The following is a 15,669-nucleotide window of genomic DNA, read 5'->3' as shown; positions in this document are numbered from 1 at the left end:
GGTCTAGCCTTCGATCTTGGAAAAATCCGCCACCGCGCGGGTGGCCGCGCGGATCTCGTTCAGGAGTTTTAGTCGGTTCTCGCGGACCTTGGGTTCATCGTCATTGACCTTGACCTTGTCGAAGAACGCATCGACCGCCGGACGCAGCTTTGCCATCGCGCTCATCGCAGCAGCAAAATCTTCCTTCTGCACCGCGGCTCCGGCCTCGCTCTTGACCTGGTCGATCGCCTTGGCGAGCGCCTTTTCCTCGAGCAACGCATAGAGCCCGACATCGGGCGCACCGTCAAAGGTGCGCTTGTCCTTCTTCTCTTCAATCGCGAGGATGTTACTCGCACGCTTGGTCCCAGCAAGCAGGTTCTTGCCGTCGTCAGTGTCGAGGAACTTTCCAAGCGCGTCGACGCGGCGCACCACCTGCAGCAGATCATCCTGTCCGCCAAGCGAGAACACGGCATCGACGAGATCGTGCCGCGCGCCCTGATCGCGGAGCTGGACTTTCAGGCGATCGGCGAAGAAGGAAATCATGTCGCGGATCAGCGCTGGTAATTGGTCGCCGGATGACGTCGTCCCGCGTTTTCGCAGGAAGTCCGATCCGCGGGTCGGATCGCGCATCGCCTCAACAATATTTTCAAACCGGGCTTCCGAGCCGCGCATGATGTGCAGCGCGATCGACCACTCCAGGATGGTCGTGAGAGACAATCGCCTGCCCTGCTCGAGCAAGATACGTATAACGCCCAAGGCAGCACGCCGCAACGCATACGGATCCTTTGATCCCGTCGGCTTCTCGTCGATCGTCCAGAAGCCGACGAGCGTATCGATCTTGTCGGCGAGCGCGACCGCCACGCTCACCGGATCTGTCGGAACGCGATCGGCGGGCCCTTGCGGTTTGTAATGCTCCTCGCTTGCGGCCGCGACGGAGGCGTCTTCGCCCTGCGCCTGCGCGTAGTACTTCCCCATCAAGCCCTGCAGCTCGGGGAATTCGCCGACGACTTCGGTCAGCAAATCCGCTTTTGCCAGATGCGCCGCGCGCTTGGCTTTTTCGACATCGGCACCCACCAGCGGCGCGATCTCCGCGGCCAGACGCTCGATGCGCTTGATCCGCTCAGCCTGCGTGCCGAGCTTCTCATGGAACACGATCTGCTCGAATTTCGGCAGCCGGCTTTCCAGCTTCGTCTTCAGGTCGGTCTCGTAGAAGAATTTGGCGTCCGACAGCCGCGCACGGATGACGCGTTCGTTACCTGATATGATCACCTTGCCGCCGTCGGTCGCCTCGATATTGGCGGTCAGGATAAACTTGTTGGCGAGCTTGCCCGTCTTGGGATCGCGCACCACGAAGCATTTCTGATTGTTGCGGATGGTGGCGCGGATCACCTCGTCCGGGATCGACAAGTATTCCTTTTCGAACGATCCCATCAGCGCGACCGGCCACTCCACGAGGCCTGCGACTTCGTCCGCCAGCACCTGGTCCTCGACCAGATCAAGCCCCTGCGCGAATGCCAGTTCCTTCGCGTCCTCAAGGATGATGTCCTTGCGCGCCTGCGGGTCGAGCACGACCTTGGCGGCCTTCAGCTTGGCTTCATAGTCCTCGAAGCGGCGCACAGAGATCGCAGCGGGCGCCATGAAGCGGTGGCCGAACGTGGTCTGCCCCGTCTCGATGCCGTCGACGGCAAACTTCACCACGTCGGGCTCTTCGGTCTCGGGACCGAAGGTCGCGATGATCGAATGCAGCGGTCGCACCCAGGAGAGCGAGCCTGACTTCGCCGATCGTTCGCCCCAGCGCATCGATTTCGGCCACGGGAAGGTCCGGATGATGACGGGCAGAATCTCGGCGAGCACGTCGATGGTGGCGCGTCCCGGCTTTTCGATCAGTGCGATATAGAAATCGCCCTTCTTCGGGTCGGTCTGGATCTTGGCGTCCTCGATCCGGGCAAGGCCGGTCGCCTTCAGGAATCCCTGGATCGCCGCATCGGGGCCGCCGACGCGCGGGCCGCGGCGCTCTTCCTTCAGGTCGGACTGACGCTGGGGAATGCCGTGCACGGTCAGCGCCAGCCGCCGCGGCGTCGCGAACGCCTTTGCGCCTTCGTAGACGAGGCCCTCGGCAACGAGCTTGTCGGTCACCATGCGGCGCAGATCGTCTGCCGCCTTCGCCTGCATGCGCGCGGGGATTTCTTCGGAGAAGAGTTCGAGGAGAAGATCAGGCATCAGACCGCCCTGCCCGCTTCGGTGTGAACCCAGGCTTCGCCGCAGGCTTTTGCCAGTTCGCGCACGCGCATGATGTAGCTCTGCCGCTCGGTGACCGAGATCACGCCGCGGGCATCGAGCAGGTTGAAGACATGGCTCGCCTTGATGCACTGGTCATAGGCCGGCAGCGCCATCAGATGTTCCTTCTGATTGCCGCCCTCTTTCCAGCCGGCCGCGAGATATTTTTTGCAGGCGTCTTCCGCCATCCTGAACTGCTCGAACAGCATCGCGGTGTCGGCGTATTCGAAATTATGCCGGGAATATTCCTGCTCGGCCTGCAGGAAGACGTCGCCATAGGTCACCTTGTCGGCGCCCTCGCGGCCGTTGAAGTTGAGATCGTAGACGCGGTCGACGCCCTGCACATACATCGCCAGGCGCTCGAGCCCGTAAGTGAGTTCACCCGCGACCGGCGCGCATTCGACGCCCGCGACCTGCTGGAAGTAAGTGAACTGGCTGACTTCCATGCCGTCGCACCAGCACTCCCAGCCGAGCCCCCAGGCGCCAAGCGTCGGGCTTTCCCAATCGTCCTCGACGAAGCGGATGTCATGAACGCTGGAATCGATTCCGATCGCGGCGAGCGACTTCAGGTACAGATCCTGAAGGTTCGGCGGCGACGGCTTCATGATCACCTGAAACTGGTAATAGTGCTGCATCCGGTTGGGATTTTCGCCGTAGCGGCCGTCCTTGGGTCGCCGCGAGGGCTGCACATAGGCCGCATTCCAGCGCTTCGGCCCGAGCGCGCGCAGCGTGGTGGCGGGATGGAAGGTGCCCGCGCCCATTTCCATGTCGTAGGGCTGCAGGATCACGCAGCCCTGCTCCGCCCAGAAGCGCTGGAGGGCGAGAATGAATCCCTGGAACGAACGTTCCGGGCGCATGTGATCGGGAAGTGCGTCCATCGGCAGAATCGGGCTCGCGAGGGGGTTTTGGAAGCGCGGGACCGTATCGGCGTAGGGACAGGGAATCAAGGCGAAGCGGGGGCGCCAGGAAGCGAGAAATTCGCCCAGTCTCTCCGTCATGGCCGGGCTTGGCCCGGCCATCCACGTTCTTTCGTTGTCGTTGAGCCAAAGACGTGGATGCCCGGGACAGGCCCGGGCATGACGAAAACAGGCTAGCCCGGGCGATAGGCCCCGGTGACGGGGTCGCGGCGGAGGGTGGGAATTTCGGCGGTCTGTGTGGCCTCGGCGACGCGTGCCAGGCGCGCCTCTTCCAGTTCCCTGTTGATGCGGACGGCAGTCTTGTAGGCCCAGCGGACCACGGCGAGCCCTCCCAGGGCACCCGCGAATGCGATCAGCGGCGGCATCGGTCGATCCTTGTCGTTCACGTATCAGCCCCCAATAAGCGCATTCTCGCCGAAGCCGGGCTGCGCCGCAATTGCGCTTTTGGGACTAAATGGCGCGCTCACTTACGCGTTAGAATCCGAATTTGGCCCAAATCGCCCTTGTCTCCAGCGCGGAAATCAGGTCGTCCGGCAGTCCCCCGATACCGTCGAGCGCGGCCAGCGAGCCCGCCCCCGGTGACCTCCGGCCGAGCAGCCCGGACAGCATCCCGCTGGCGGGCGCGATGACCGGTGTCAGTACCTTCTCGCCAAACCGCTCGCGCAGCGTCGATCTGATATCGCCGATCTTGTCGGCGAGGCCGAGCGCGACCGACTTTTCGCCCGCCCAATATTCGCCGGTGAACAGGACGTCATCGGCGTCCTTGAGGCGTGCCCCGCGGGCGCCTTTGACCAGCGCGATGAAGATGGCGTGGATCTCGCGCTGGAGCGCCTTGAGACGCGCGACGTCATCGGGGTCTTCGGGCAGGAACGGATCCAGCATCGCCTTGTGCTCGCCTGCCGTGTATAGCCGCCGCTCGACACCAATTCGCTTGATCAGGTCCTGAAAGCCGAAACTGCCGCCGACCACGCCGATCGAGCCGAGGATCGAGGACGGATCGCAAAAAATCTCGTCGCCCGCACAGGCGATCATGTAGCCGCCGGACGCCGCGACGTCCTCGACGAACACCAGCACCGGCAGCTTCTTTTCCGCCGCTAGCTGCCTGATCCGCAAAAAGATCTGGCGCGATTGCACCGGCGAGCCGCCGGGCGAATTGATCACCAGCGCCACCGCCTTGGCGTGGCGGGTGGCGAAGGCGCGTTCGAGCGTCTTGGCGATGCCGGCCAGCGTCAGGCCCGGCCTTAGCGGCGTCACCGCACCGATGACACCCGACAGGCGAACGACAGGGACGACCGCGGCGTCGCGCCGGAATTTCGCCGGAATGAGTTGTTTCATCCGGTCAATGAGGTTCGGCAATCCCGCGCGATCACTTATTTGTTCACTCATGCCGTTACCTCGAATTAACCATTTTTTATCGCACCAGTGTCATTGCAAAGACGAAACGCCGTTTTCGGCCGGAACGCCTTTTGCCTTGCAGATGTTAAGGCTGCAATGGTGCAGCGGAGACTGACATGAAAATCTACCTGCTGATAATGCTCATCGGCAGCCTTCTGGCCGCGATCCATTTTACATCGTCGCCCAAACAACAGTCAGAGACGCTTCCGCAATAGCGTCCTGCTCTGGGAATTGGGGCGCGCGGACCGCGCTTTATTGGCTCGCAAGCGGCAAGGTTCCCTTCCCCGCCAAAATCTCCTGCACCCGTTCGTTGGGCAGCCCTGACTCACCATTGAGCATCAGGGCGGGATGGATTTGCGTCGGCGCCCGTCCACCCTTGACGGCGCGGACGAGGATGCGGTTGGCGGGCGAGCCTGCGTCGCCGTGAACCGGCAGAAGCTGCAGGCTCCCGAAACCGTGATCAAGCGCCGCGAGCACGTCGGCCAATCCATCGGCGCGCCAGATCAGCGTCAGCGCTCCCCTAGATTTGAGAATGCGACGCGCCGCGTGCACCCATTTTGGAAGCGTCGTTGCGGTCGCCATGTGCGCGATGCCGCGCGCGGTGTCCGGCGAGACGCGATGCCGCGCCGGATCGTTGAAGGGCGGATTCATCAGCACGGCATCGACGCTGTCGGGAACCAGGCCCGCCGCGGCAAAGGCCGTGGCATCGGCTTCGACATCGAGCACGATCACACCGGCTTGAATCCCGTTCGCCGCCGCATTGGCGCGCGCAATACCAGCCAGCGCCGGATCGATCTCGACCAGAACGAGATCGATGCCGGCCACGCGCCTTGCAACCGCCAGCCCCGCGGCCCCGATGCCGGCGCCGAAATCGGCGACGCGATCGCCAGAACGGGCTGCGGTGGCCGCCGCCAGCAGCACCGCATCATGGCCGGCGCGGTGCCCCGATTTCAGTTGCGTCAGACGCAATTGCCCGCCGAGAAACGCGTCCTCGGTGAGTTCGAGGACGGGGTCACTCATCGGGACGCAATTCGTGGGCCAGGCCCGCTTCCGACAGCAACTGGCGGGCCGCGCGATTGTCGTCCTCGTGAACCAGGATTCGGCGCGGCAGGATGCCAAGCGACCCCTCGATCACGCTCATGTTCTGGTCGAGCACCAGATGATGGATATTGGCGCCGTCGAGCAGCGCGCCTACAGCGGAAACCAGCACGATATCGTTGGTCCTGACCAATTCCCGCAACGGATGTGCTCCTTTTTGCCCCGGGTGTGGCGGCGGCACCGGGCCTGTCAATCGCTTCGTGCCCTTGCCGCCATCATCGGCACTTTCTATTGTAGAACAAGGATAGTGCGAATTGGCCAAAATTGGAGACCCGCGTGGCGGTTATTGTACCCTTCGAGAGCCCGAACGCTTCGATAGACGCGCTGGTCGGGCTCGTCGCCGCCGACATGGAGCGGGTCAATGCCACGATCCTGTCGCGGACGGGGTCGGAAGTCACCATGATCCCGGAGGTCGCCAACCACCTGATCTCCTCCGGCGGCAAGCGCCTGCGCCCAATGCTGACGCTGGCGATGGCCCAGCTCTCCAACTATTCCGGCGACGGCCATATCAAGCTCGCCGCCGCGGTCGAATTCATGCACACCGCGACGCTGTTGCATGACGACGTCGTCGACGAAAGCGAGCTGCGCCGCGGCAAGCTGTCGGCGCGGATGCTGTGGGGCAATGAGGCGAGCGTGCTGGTCGGCGACTTCCTGCTCGGTCAGGCCTTCCGCATGATGGTCGAAGTCGGCTCGCTGCGCGCGCTTGATATTCTCTCCTCCGCCGCCGCCACCATCGCCGAAGGCGAAGTGATGCAGCTTGCGGCGGCCAAGAACACCGCGACCACCGAGGACGAATACCTCGCCGTCATCAGGGGCAAGACGGCCGAACTGTTCGCCGCCGCCTGCGAGGTCGGTCCTGTCATCGCCAACCGGCCCAAGGCCGAACAGACCGCGTGCCGCTCGGTCGGCATGAATCTCGGCATCGCGTTCCAGCTCGTCGACGACGTGCTCGACTATGGCGGCAAGGCCGCGAAGCTCGGCAAGAACATCGGCGACGATTTCCGCGAGGGCAAGATCACGCTGCCGGTGGTACTGGCGTTCCGCCGCGGCAATGACAGCGAGCGCAAGTTCTGGATCAAGGCACTGGAGCGCGGCGAGATCGGCGACAGCGACCTCGATCACGCCATCGGGCTGATGACCAAGCACCGCGCGCTGGAAGACACGATCAGCCGCGCCCAGCATTACGGCGCGATGGCGGTGGATGCACTGGCTCTATTCCCGGCCTCGCCGATGAAGACCGCGCTTGAGCAGGTCGTGGCGTTCTGTCTGGCACGGTCGCACTAGTCGTCCGTAGGATGGGTGGAGCGAAGCGATACCCATCACTCACCCCATCGCCAACAATCGATGGGTATCGCTTCGCTCCACCCATCCTACGAAGAGATCATATTGAACGGCACCAATTTCACCCTGTTCCTGTTAGCGGCGCTGGTCATCGCCGCAGTCCCCGGTCCTGGAATCTTTTACGTCGCGGCCCGCACGCTGTCCGGCGGCAAGCGGGCCGGCATCGCTTCGACATTCGGAACGGCGCTCGGCGGGCTTGTGCATGTGATCGCGGGCGGGCTTGGCGTCTCCGCGATCATCCTTGCCAGCGCTGAACTCTTCACCGCGCTGAAATTCGCCGGCGCCATCTATCTCGTGTGGCTCGGCATCAAGACGTTTCGCGAAGCCGGGAAATGGGTGCCGGAGCAGGCCAGCGCCGTCGGCACACAACGGGTGTTCCGGGAAGGCGTGCTGGTCGAAGCCTTGAATCCGAAGACTGCCGCGTTCTTCCTGGCCTTCATTCCGCAATTTCTCGACCCCACCGGCAGCTATCCGGCGCTGCAGTTCATGGCGCTGGGACTGATCTCGGTGGCGCTGAATACACTTGTCGATATCGTCGTCGTGATGATGGCCACGACCGCGCGCGACAGTCTCACGCGCCGGCCGAACTTGCTTCAACGATTGCGGCAGGGCTCGGGGCTGTTCATTGCCGGCCTCGGTATTTCGCTGGCGCTGGCGCGACGGCCCAATGCGTAGCCGTAGGGTGGGCAAAGGCGCTCTTGCGCCGTGCCCACCATCAGCATTTCCGCTTGCGATGGTGGGCACGCTTCGCTTTGCCCACCCTACGAAATCTAGCTAACTCAACGTCCCCGCATGCACCCACCAGCCCGGGTGATCGCGGCGGATCTTTTCCGCTGCGCGGCCGGCTTCGGCGGTGTTCTCGTAGATCGCAAAGCAGGTGGCGCCCGATCCGGACATCCGCGCCAGCCAGGCGCCGTTGGTGGCGTTGAGCGCCGCGATGACGTCGCCGATCACCGGCTGGACGCGCATGGCGGGCGTCTCCAGATCGTTGGAGTTGGCGGCGAGCGCCTCGACCCATTCTTCCAGCGACGCCTTGTCGTCGGGCCAGCGGTCCCGCAACAGCACGTCGGTGACGCCGACCAATAGCTCGCCATTGCGCAAGCCCAGCGCGTTGAACACGTCGCGGGTTGCGACGGGAACGCCGGGATTGACCATCACGCAGGGCATTTTCGGCAGGCTGAGTGGCTGCAGCGCTTCGCCGACGCCGGTCATGACGCAGCCGCGTGAGTTGACGCAGACCGGCACGTCGGCGCCGGTCAGCTGCGCGACCTCGATGATGCGAGGATCGTCGAACGAAAGCCCGTTCAACTGCGCAAGCAGCCGCAGCGCTGCCGCGGCATCGGCCGAACCACCACCGATACCGGCGGCGACCGGCAAGACCTTGTCGAGCGTGAAGCTGCCCGCCTTCATGCCGGGCACGCGCTCAGCCAGCAGACGCGCGGCCTTGATCACCAGATTGTCCGAGGTGTCGCCGCAGGCCTGCGCCAGCGGTCCGGACATCTTCAAATCCAGATCGGAGCCCGGCGACAGCGTCAGCCGGTCGGCGCAGTCGGCGAACGCCACCACGCTTTCGAGATCGTGGTAGCCGTCGGCGCGGCGGCCATTCACCCGCAAGGTCAGGTTGACCTTGGCGCGCGCCTCGTCATTCAATACCGGCATTGCCGAACAGCCCCCCAAACTCTTCCGTCAGCCGCCCTTGCCGTCTTCCTTCTTCTTGTCGGCGGAAGCCGCAGAGGAAGTGTCTTCGGGCAGGCCATTGGAGATCTTGGCTTCGATCTTCGGCAGCTCTTCCGCCTCGGGCTTGAGGTCGCGGGCATGGGCCCACTGGAATTTCGCTTCCAGCGTCCGGCCGACGCGCCAATAGGCGTCGCCGAGATGGTCGTTGATGGTCGGATCTTCGGGCTTGAGATCGATCGCGCGCTCGAGATGCTTCACCGCATCTTCGAAATTGCCGATCCGATAGAACGCCCAGCCCAGCGAATCCACGATGTAGCCGTCGTCCGGACGCTGATCGACGGCGCGGCGGATCATCTTCATGCCTTCGTCGAGGTTGATGCCCTGGTCGATCCAGGAATAGCCGAGATAGTTCAGGACATGCGGCTGCTCGGGCTGCAGCTCCAGCGCCTTGCGCATGTCAACTTCGGCCTTGCTCCACTGCTTGGAACGCTCCTCGCAGATGCCGCGGTAATAATAGGTGACCCAGGTGTTCTTGTCGGTCACGCCGGGCTGCGCGTCGATCGCCAGCGTATAGGTGTTGGCGCAATCGTTGAACTTCTTGCGGCCGCGCTCGATGTTGCCGAGCGCCATGATCGCCTCGATATCCTTCGGCGCTTCCGTGATGACGCCCTTCAGGATCTTGATCGCCTCGTCGCTGCGGTCGGCGGCGTCGAGATTGGTGGCGAGCTGGATCTGCGCGTTGCGCTTGAGCGGCGAAGTGGCCGGCATGCGCTCGTAGACCTTGATCGCCATCTGCGGCTTCTTGACCGATTCATAGAGGTCGGCGAGCGACAGCAGCGCCAGCGGATGATTGGGCTGCAGATAGAGCGCGAGTTGCAGATAGACCAGCGCCAGATCCTCGCCGCCGCGGCGGGTCAGCGTGGCGCCGATACCGTAAAGCGCCTCGGCCGCGCCGGCCTGCGCCGAATCCACCAGCGGCGGCAGTTTCTTGCCGGCCCGGGTGTCGCGCAGGCCTTCCTGCACCAAGGGATGCCGCGGCAATTTCTTGTCGAAGGCTTCGTAGATGCCGGCCGCGGCCGCGCCATCCTTGTTGCGCGACAGCCAGCGCGCATAGGCATCGGAAACGCGCAGCATCGAATCGTCGAGCTTGTAGGCGCGCTCGAACCGCGTGCCGGCATCCTTGTCCTTGCCGGAGATCTCCATGATCATGCCGGTGTGGAGATCCTTGAAGATCGGATACCATTCGGGGCCGGTCAGTTTGTCGATATTGGCAACGGCTGCCTTGGCATCGCCGGCGCCGTAGCTTGCCCATCCCGACAGCAGGGTCGCAACGAGGTCGGTGATCGGCCCGCGGATCGACTGGTTGATGTTGAGCTGCGCGGCCGGATATTTCTTCTGCTTGAGGTCGCGGACGCCGACCACCAGCCGCGCGACGCGGTTGGCCTTGTCCATCGTCAGGATGCGATCGGCGAGCTTGACCGCCTCGTCGATGTCGCCATCGGCGAGCGAGGAGATGAAGGCGCGATCCAGCAGCTCGTTGTTCTTCGGATCGGTACGCAGCGCGGAGCGATAGAATGCCGCAGCCGAGGCCGCGTCACGCTCGACGCTGGCATGGCGCGCGGCGAGATAGCTGCCCGCCGTCGTCAGCGATTTCAGATCGGCCTTGGTGGGGAATTGCGCAGCGCTGTCGGCCGGATGGTCGGGCGTCTGCGCCGAGACCGCACCCGGTGCGGCCAGTGCGGCGAAAGTGATTGCGGCGATGGTCCAACGATTCATGCGGGTGGAAAGCATCACGTTCGCCTAGCTCCAGGATGTATGGCGGGATCGTTACGATCGGTCTCTAATGCAAACCCAAGCGGCGGCATCTCGGGCAGCGACAATGCCGCGTTTGGCCCTCAACCGCAAGGATACGGGCTGGCGAATCGGTTGGCAGATGAGGCCCTTAGGGCACCGATTTAGCCAGCCCAACCCGGAAACGCTCTTACTGTGGCGGTATCGTGGCTGGAGGCGGTATCACCCTCCTCCATCTCACGCAATCGTGGTTGATACGGCCACTCTACATGCCCTGGTAATTGGGCCCGCCTCCGCCTTCCGGCGGAACCCAGGTGATGTTGCCGTTCGGGTCCTTCACATCGCAGGTTTTGCAGTGGACGCAGTTCTGGGCGTTGATCTGGAAACGCGGACCTGCGCCCTCTTCGACCCATTCATAGACGCCGGCCGGGCAATAGCGGTTCGACGGACCGGCGAAGACGTCGTGCTCGGACGTCTTCTGCAGGTTCATGTCGGCGACCTTGAGATGAACCGGCTGATCCTCTTCGTGGTTGGTGTTGGAGAGGAACACCGAGGACAGTTTGTCGAAAGTCAGCTTGCCGTCCGGCTTCGGGTACGCGATCGGGGTGTGCGTCTTCGCCGCATCCAGTGTCTTGCGGTCGGGCTTGGCGTGCGACTGGGTTCCGAACAGCGAGAAGCCCAGCGTGTTGCACCACATGTCGAAGCCGCCGAGCGCCACGCCGATGATGGTGCCGAACTTCGACCATAGCGGCTTGACGTTGCGGACCTTGTGCAGGTCTTTGCCTACCGCGGAATCCCGCCAGGCGTTTTCGTAACTGACCAGCTCGTCATTGGCGCGGCCGGCGCCGAGCGCTTCCGCGACGTGTTCGGCGGCGAGCATGCCGCTGCCCATCGCATTGTGCACGCCCTTGATGCGCGGCACGTTGACGAAACCCGCCGCGCAGCCGATCAGCGCGCCGCCCGGGAAGCTCAGGCGCGGCACCGACTGATAGCCGCCCTCGGTGATGGCGCGCGCGCCATAGGAGATGCGCTTGCCGCCTTCGAACACGGTGCGAATGGCGGGATGGGTCTTGAAGCGCTGGAATTCGTCGAACGGCGACAGATACGGATCGTCGTAGTTGAGATGCACGACGAAACCGACCGCCACCTTGTTGTCGTCGTAATGGTAGAGGAACGAGCCGCCGCCGGTCTTGTTGTTCAGCGGCCAGCCGAACGAATGCTGGATCAGCCCCTTCTGGTGTTTGGCGGGATCGATCTCCCAGACTTCCTTCAGCCCAATGCCGAATTTCGAGGGCTCGCTCTTGGCATCGAGCGAATACTTCGCGATCAGCTGCTTGCTCAGGCTGCCACGCGCGCCTTCGGCGAACAGCGTGTACTTGCCGAGCAGCTCCATGCCGCGCGTGAAGGAGTCCTTCGGCTTGCCGTCCCTGCCGATGCCCATGTCGCCGGTCGCGATGCCGCGGACCGCGCCGTTGTCGTCGTACAGCACCTCGGCGGCCGCGAAGCCCGGATAGATCTCGACGCCGAGCGCTTCCGCCTTCGGCCCCAGCCAGCGGCAGACGTCGCCGAGCGAGCCGATATAGCAGTGATGATTGTCCATCAGCGGCGGCATCGCGAAGTTCGGCAGCCGGATCGCGCTTGACGCCGTCGTCCAGTAGAAGCGATCGTCCTTCACCTGCGTCTTCAGCGGACAATCGGCATCCTCGCGCCAATCCGGGATCAACTTGTCGAGGGAAACCGGATCGATCACGGCGCCGGACAAAATGTGCGCGCCGACCTCGGAACCCTTCTCCACCACCACGATGCTGAGGTCCGCATTGAGCTGCTTCAGGCGGATCGCCGCGGCGAGGCCGGACGGCCCGGCGCCGACGATCACGACGTCGAATTCCATGGATTCGCGGGGAGGAAGTTCTTCTGCACTCATGATCTGATCTCAGCCCAATTGAGAACGGCTCTAAAGCGTCCTTGTTTACGATTTTTGGTGGGAGGACAACCATGGAAATGCAATGTGAGGCGGTTTCGCATCCGCCCGATCCATCCTAGATTGGCATAATGGATTTCATCCCCGAACCCGCGCCTAATCTCAGGCAATTGCTGGCCTTTTATCTGGAGGCCGGGGTCGATTGCACGCTGGCGGAGGAGCCGATCGACCGCCTCGCCGAACCGGATGCGCCTGCCCCCGTGGTCGTCGCGCGCGAGAGTGCGCCACCGCCTCCGGTCCGGGAAATGCCGGCGGCGACGCCGGCTGTTCCGCGCAGCGAAATCGCGCCCGCGCCGGAAGTTGCGATCGCGTCCGCCCGCGAAGCGGCGCGAAGCGCGCCGACGCTGGAAGAGTTGCGCGCGTTGCTGGAAAAATTCGAAGGCTGCGCGCTGCGGAACACGGCGACGCGGCTGGTGTTTGCCGACGGCAATCCGAAGGCGCGCATCATGTTCGTCGGCGAGGCGCCCGGCCGCGACGAGGACATCGAAGGGCTGCCCTTCGTCGGCCGCTCCGGCAAATTGCTCGACCGGATGATCGCGGCGATCGGCCTCGACCGCAGCAAGGCCTACATCGCCAACGTGATCCCCTGGCGGCCGCCCGGCAACCGGACGCCGACGCCGCAGGAGACGCAGATCTGCCTGCCGTTCATTCAGCGGCAGATCGAGCTCGTGAACCCCGACGTGCTGGTGACGCTCGGAAACCCCTCGACACAAACGCTGCTGTCGACCCGCGAAGGCATCATGAGAACCCGCGGAAAATGGTTCGATTACGACACCGGCACCCGCACCATCCGCGCCATGGCGACGTTCCACCCGGCGTATCTGCTGCGCTCGCCGTCCTACAAGCGGATGTCGTGGCAGGATCTGCGCGCGATCGCGAAGGCGCTGGCGGTTTCGTAGGCTGGGCAAAGGCGCGAACGCGCCGTGCCCACCATCCATCAACAACGGTACAAAAATGGTGGGCACTTTCGCTTTGCCCACCCTACGCATCACCGCGAGACGCTACTGCGCCTTCGGCCGCACGATGGCCCAGCCGACCCGCAGCAAGGGCTGGCGGCCGTTCACCATCCATTCGAAGACGCGCGGCACTTCCGGCACCAGGCCGGGAAAGCGTTGCGCGATGTCGGGCGGCGGCATGCCTGAGGTATCGGAAGCGCGCCAGACCACGACGCCGCCCGTTTCGTTGAATTTGGCGACCGACAGCCACGGGGTTTTTTCCGGCGTGGCATCGAGCAACAGATGCGGACGTCCGCGGTTCATGGCGATGATTCCGGCCAGTTGCGGATCGCCGGCCACCGCCCGCAGGCGCTGGTTGGTTCGGCGCTCAAAATTGTCGCCGAAGAAACTCGCGATCGCCTTCGCCGGCAGCGCGGTCGGCACTTCGCTGTCCCCGGTCCAGGGCAGGAACAGGCTCGTCGCAACGACCGCCACGGCAGGCGCGACAACGGCCGCGGCCCACACCGTTCGCAACAGGCGCTGGCGCCGAAGATGAAGCAGGTCGCCGGTCGCCACGATCACGGCCAAGCCCGACATCAGCAAGGCGACGCCTGCTCCGCCCACGACAACATCGAGGTTGAAGATCCCCGCCATCAGGCTGCCGAGCAGCGCCGGCGCCAATGCGAAGAAATAGACGAAGTCGCGCGCCAGCGGATCGACCGGCGGCCGATAGATGATCGGCGCCTCCTCGGCATGGCGGGCGAACCAGCCGGAGTTGAGGATCACCAGCAGCACGATGGCGGACATCGCCAGCGCCAGGCCGACCAGCAGCCAGCCCCATTGCATCGCGCGCGCGCCAAGGTCGGAGAACGCCGGCCATGGCGGCATCGCCAGCGCATCGGCGCGGAGCAGCCAGATCAGATAGGGCAAGACCAGGACCGCGATCACGAGCAGCGCATAGAGCGGATCGAGCGACATCAGCACCCGCCGCCTCCGCTCCGTGGCCACGGCAAATCCGGCGATCAGCAGCAGCAATCCAAGTCCCGCCGGCGTCGTCAGCAGCAACAGCCCGGCCTCGATCGACCAGGCGAACCAGGCGTTGCGCCGGTTCTGGCCGATCAATTGCCAGGAATGCAGCAGCAGCAGCGCCCATAGCGGGCGCGCCAGCACCATGGGTCCGAATTCGACGCCGGGCGAGCTGAAGGCCACCACCGTCATCGACAACAGGACCGCGAGCACCGCCTGCTGCCCGCCGACAATCGCCCGCGCCAGCTGATAGTAGATCCAGAAGGTGACGACGGCGCAGACCTGCGCCAGCAGATAGACGCCGAACATGCTGTTGCCGGCGGCGCGGAAGGCGATGTCGGCAAGCCAGAATGCCAGCGGCGGACCGAGCGAGGTTCCGACCTGATATTCCCGGCCGAAGGCCAGCACGGTGGCGAGGTCGCCGGGCGGGCTGCGGTAGAGCAGCATCGGCAGGAACAGCCAGAGTCCGGCCTGGACCAGCACCACGAGCAGGACCACCAGCCGCGGCCGGGCGCGGATCAGTTCGACAACGAGCGAGGTGAAGCGCATGAAACGTCCGAATGCCCGGGCCTGGCGGCCCTGTCCCCCAAGCACGTTTGATAGAGCGCAGCAGCCGCCGAGGCAACCGATCTCAGATCGTGACGGAGATCTCGGAAGCGACCTCCCCATCCACCGTGAAAAGATCGGGCTCGACTTCGACCGTCTCCGGAAAATGCTTCTGCCGCGCGGCAATCACGGGTGCAAAAAACCGGCGGTGGTGGATGCTCGGGCCGAGCCGGTCCAGCGCCTCGCGATGTTCCGGCACGGCGTAGCCCTTGTGGGTCTCGAAACCGTAACCCGGGCAATCCAGCGCCAACGCGCTCATCAGGCGGTCGCGCGTGACCTTGGCGATGATCGAGGCGGCTGCGATCGACATCACGATACCGTCGCCGCCGATCACGGCGTCGCAGTCGCAGGGCGCGTCGATCTTGTCGCGGCCGTCGACGAACACATGCTTCGGCATTTCTGGCAATGCGCGCACCGAGCGCGCCAGCGCCCAGAGCGAAGCGCGCAAGATATTGTCGCGATCGATCCGCGCCGGCGAGGCAAAGGCAACCGCAAAGGACGCGGTCGCGCAAATCTCCTCGAACAGTTCCTCGCGGCGCTCGGCCGTCAGCCGCTTGGAATCGTCGATGCCTTTCGGGATCCGCTTGGGATCGAGGATGACGGCAGCCGCCACCACCGGCCCCGCCAGCGGACCGCGCCCGGCCTC

General features: G+C 64.3%; 14 protein-coding genes. 3 read left to right on the top strand and 11 right to left on the bottom strand.

Annotated features, from left to right (window positions below):
• Window positions 1-3: 3 nt before the first annotated feature.
• The 6 genes from glyS to CQ12_RS18595 all read right to left on the bottom strand — a co-directional run bounded on the left by glyS (window position 4) and on the right by CQ12_RS18595 (window position 5,808).
• Window positions 4-2,199, bottom strand: a complete 2,196-nt coding sequence (gene glyS / locus CQ12_RS18620) for a glycine--tRNA ligase subunit beta (protein ID WP_057836760.1) — start codon at window positions 2,197-2,199, stop codon at window positions 4-6.
• Entirely contained in the window at window positions 2,199-3,134 is a 936-nt protein-coding gene (locus CQ12_RS18615) for a glycine--tRNA ligase subunit alpha (protein ID WP_057836772.1), read from the bottom strand. The genes glyS and CQ12_RS18615 overlap by 1 nt, the downstream gene beginning before the upstream one ends.
• Window positions 3,135-3,346: 212 nt before the next feature.
• Window positions 3,347-3,538 (bottom strand): hypothetical protein, encoded by a 192-nt coding sequence (locus CQ12_RS18610; protein ID WP_057836771.1) that lies wholly within the window; start codon window positions 3,536-3,538, stop codon window positions 3,347-3,349.
• A gap of 109 nt (window positions 3,539-3,647) precedes the next feature.
• A complete protein-coding gene (locus CQ12_RS18605) occupies window positions 3,648-4,559 on the bottom strand; it encodes a S49 family peptidase (RefSeq protein WP_057836759.1) in 912 nt (303 codons plus the stop codon).
• A 261-nt stretch (window positions 4,560-4,820) separates the two neighbouring features.
• Window positions 4,821-5,588 carry a tRNA1(Val) (adenine(37)-N6)-methyltransferase gene (locus CQ12_RS18600; RefSeq protein WP_057836758.1) on the bottom strand — a complete coding sequence of 256 codons (768 nt, stop codon included), beginning with the start codon at window positions 5,586-5,588 and terminating at the stop codon, window positions 4,821-4,823.
• Window positions 5,581-5,808: a putative signal transducing protein gene (locus CQ12_RS18595; protein ID WP_057836757.1), complete on the bottom strand. Its 228-nt coding sequence runs from the start codon at window positions 5,806-5,808 to the stop codon at window positions 5,581-5,583. Before CQ12_RS18595 ends, CQ12_RS18600 begins: the two co-directional genes overlap by 8 nt.
• Window positions 5,809-5,942: 134 nt before the next feature.
• On the opposite strand from CQ12_RS18595, the gene CQ12_RS18590 reads away from it, so the two are divergent.
• Together CQ12_RS18590 and CQ12_RS18585 are read left to right on the top strand one after the other, a co-directional pair.
• A complete protein-coding gene (locus CQ12_RS18590) occupies window positions 5,943-6,950 on the top strand; it encodes a polyprenyl synthetase family protein (RefSeq protein ID WP_057836770.1) in 1,008 nt (335 codons plus the stop codon).
• Between the two features lie 102 nt (window positions 6,951-7,052).
• Window positions 7,053-7,682, top strand: a complete 630-nt coding sequence (locus CQ12_RS18585) for a LysE family translocator (RefSeq protein ID WP_157088314.1) — start codon at window positions 7,053-7,055, stop codon at window positions 7,680-7,682.
• A gap of 99 nt (window positions 7,683-7,781) precedes the next feature.
• Here the strand turns inward: CQ12_RS18585 and CQ12_RS18580 are convergent, their stop codons facing one another.
• The 3 genes from CQ12_RS18580 to CQ12_RS18570 all read right to left on the bottom strand — a co-directional run bounded on the left by CQ12_RS18580 (window position 7,782) and on the right by CQ12_RS18570 (window position 12,399).
• Entirely contained in the window at window positions 7,782-8,666 is an 885-nt protein-coding gene (locus CQ12_RS18580; RefSeq protein ID WP_057836755.1) for a 4-(cytidine 5'-diphospho)-2-C-methyl-D-erythritol kinase, read from the bottom strand.
• 27 nt (window positions 8,667-8,693) lie between these two features.
• A complete protein-coding gene (locus tag CQ12_RS18575; protein WP_057836754.1) occupies window positions 8,694-10,475 on the bottom strand; it encodes a tetratricopeptide repeat protein in 1,782 nt (593 codons plus the stop codon).
• 265 nt (window positions 10,476-10,740) lie between these two features.
• Window positions 10,741-12,399: an electron transfer flavoprotein-ubiquinone oxidoreductase gene (locus CQ12_RS18570; RefSeq protein ID WP_057836753.1), complete on the bottom strand. Its 1,659-nt coding sequence runs from the start codon at window positions 12,397-12,399 to the stop codon at window positions 10,741-10,743.
• Between the two features lie 128 nt (window positions 12,400-12,527).
• Here CQ12_RS18570 and CQ12_RS18565 point away from each other — a divergent pair, with 128 nt between their 5' ends.
• On the top strand, window positions 12,528-13,355 hold the full coding sequence (locus tag CQ12_RS18565) for a uracil-DNA glycosylase (protein ID WP_057836752.1): 828 nt from the start codon (window positions 12,528-12,530) through the stop codon (window positions 13,353-13,355).
• Window positions 13,356-13,457: 102 nt separating this feature from the next.
• Here CQ12_RS18565 and CQ12_RS18560 read toward each other — a convergent pair whose 3' ends face one another.
• Together CQ12_RS18560 and rnhB are read right to left on the bottom strand one after the other, a co-directional pair.
• Window positions 13,458-14,966, bottom strand: a complete 1,509-nt coding sequence (locus tag CQ12_RS18560; protein ID WP_057836751.1) for a glycosyltransferase family 39 protein — start codon at window positions 14,964-14,966, stop codon at window positions 13,458-13,460.
• A gap of 82 nt (window positions 14,967-15,048) precedes the next feature.
• Window positions 15,049-15,669: ribonuclease HII (gene rnhB, locus CQ12_RS18555; RefSeq protein WP_057836750.1), on the bottom strand; the 621-nt coding region annotated here is incomplete at its 5' end.

This window comes from Bradyrhizobium jicamae, assembly GCF_001440395.1.
In the GTDB taxonomy this organism is placed as follows: domain Bacteria; phylum Pseudomonadota; class Alphaproteobacteria; order Rhizobiales; family Xanthobacteraceae; genus Bradyrhizobium; species Bradyrhizobium jicamae.
This window is presented reverse-complemented; position numbering and strand designations above follow the sequence as displayed.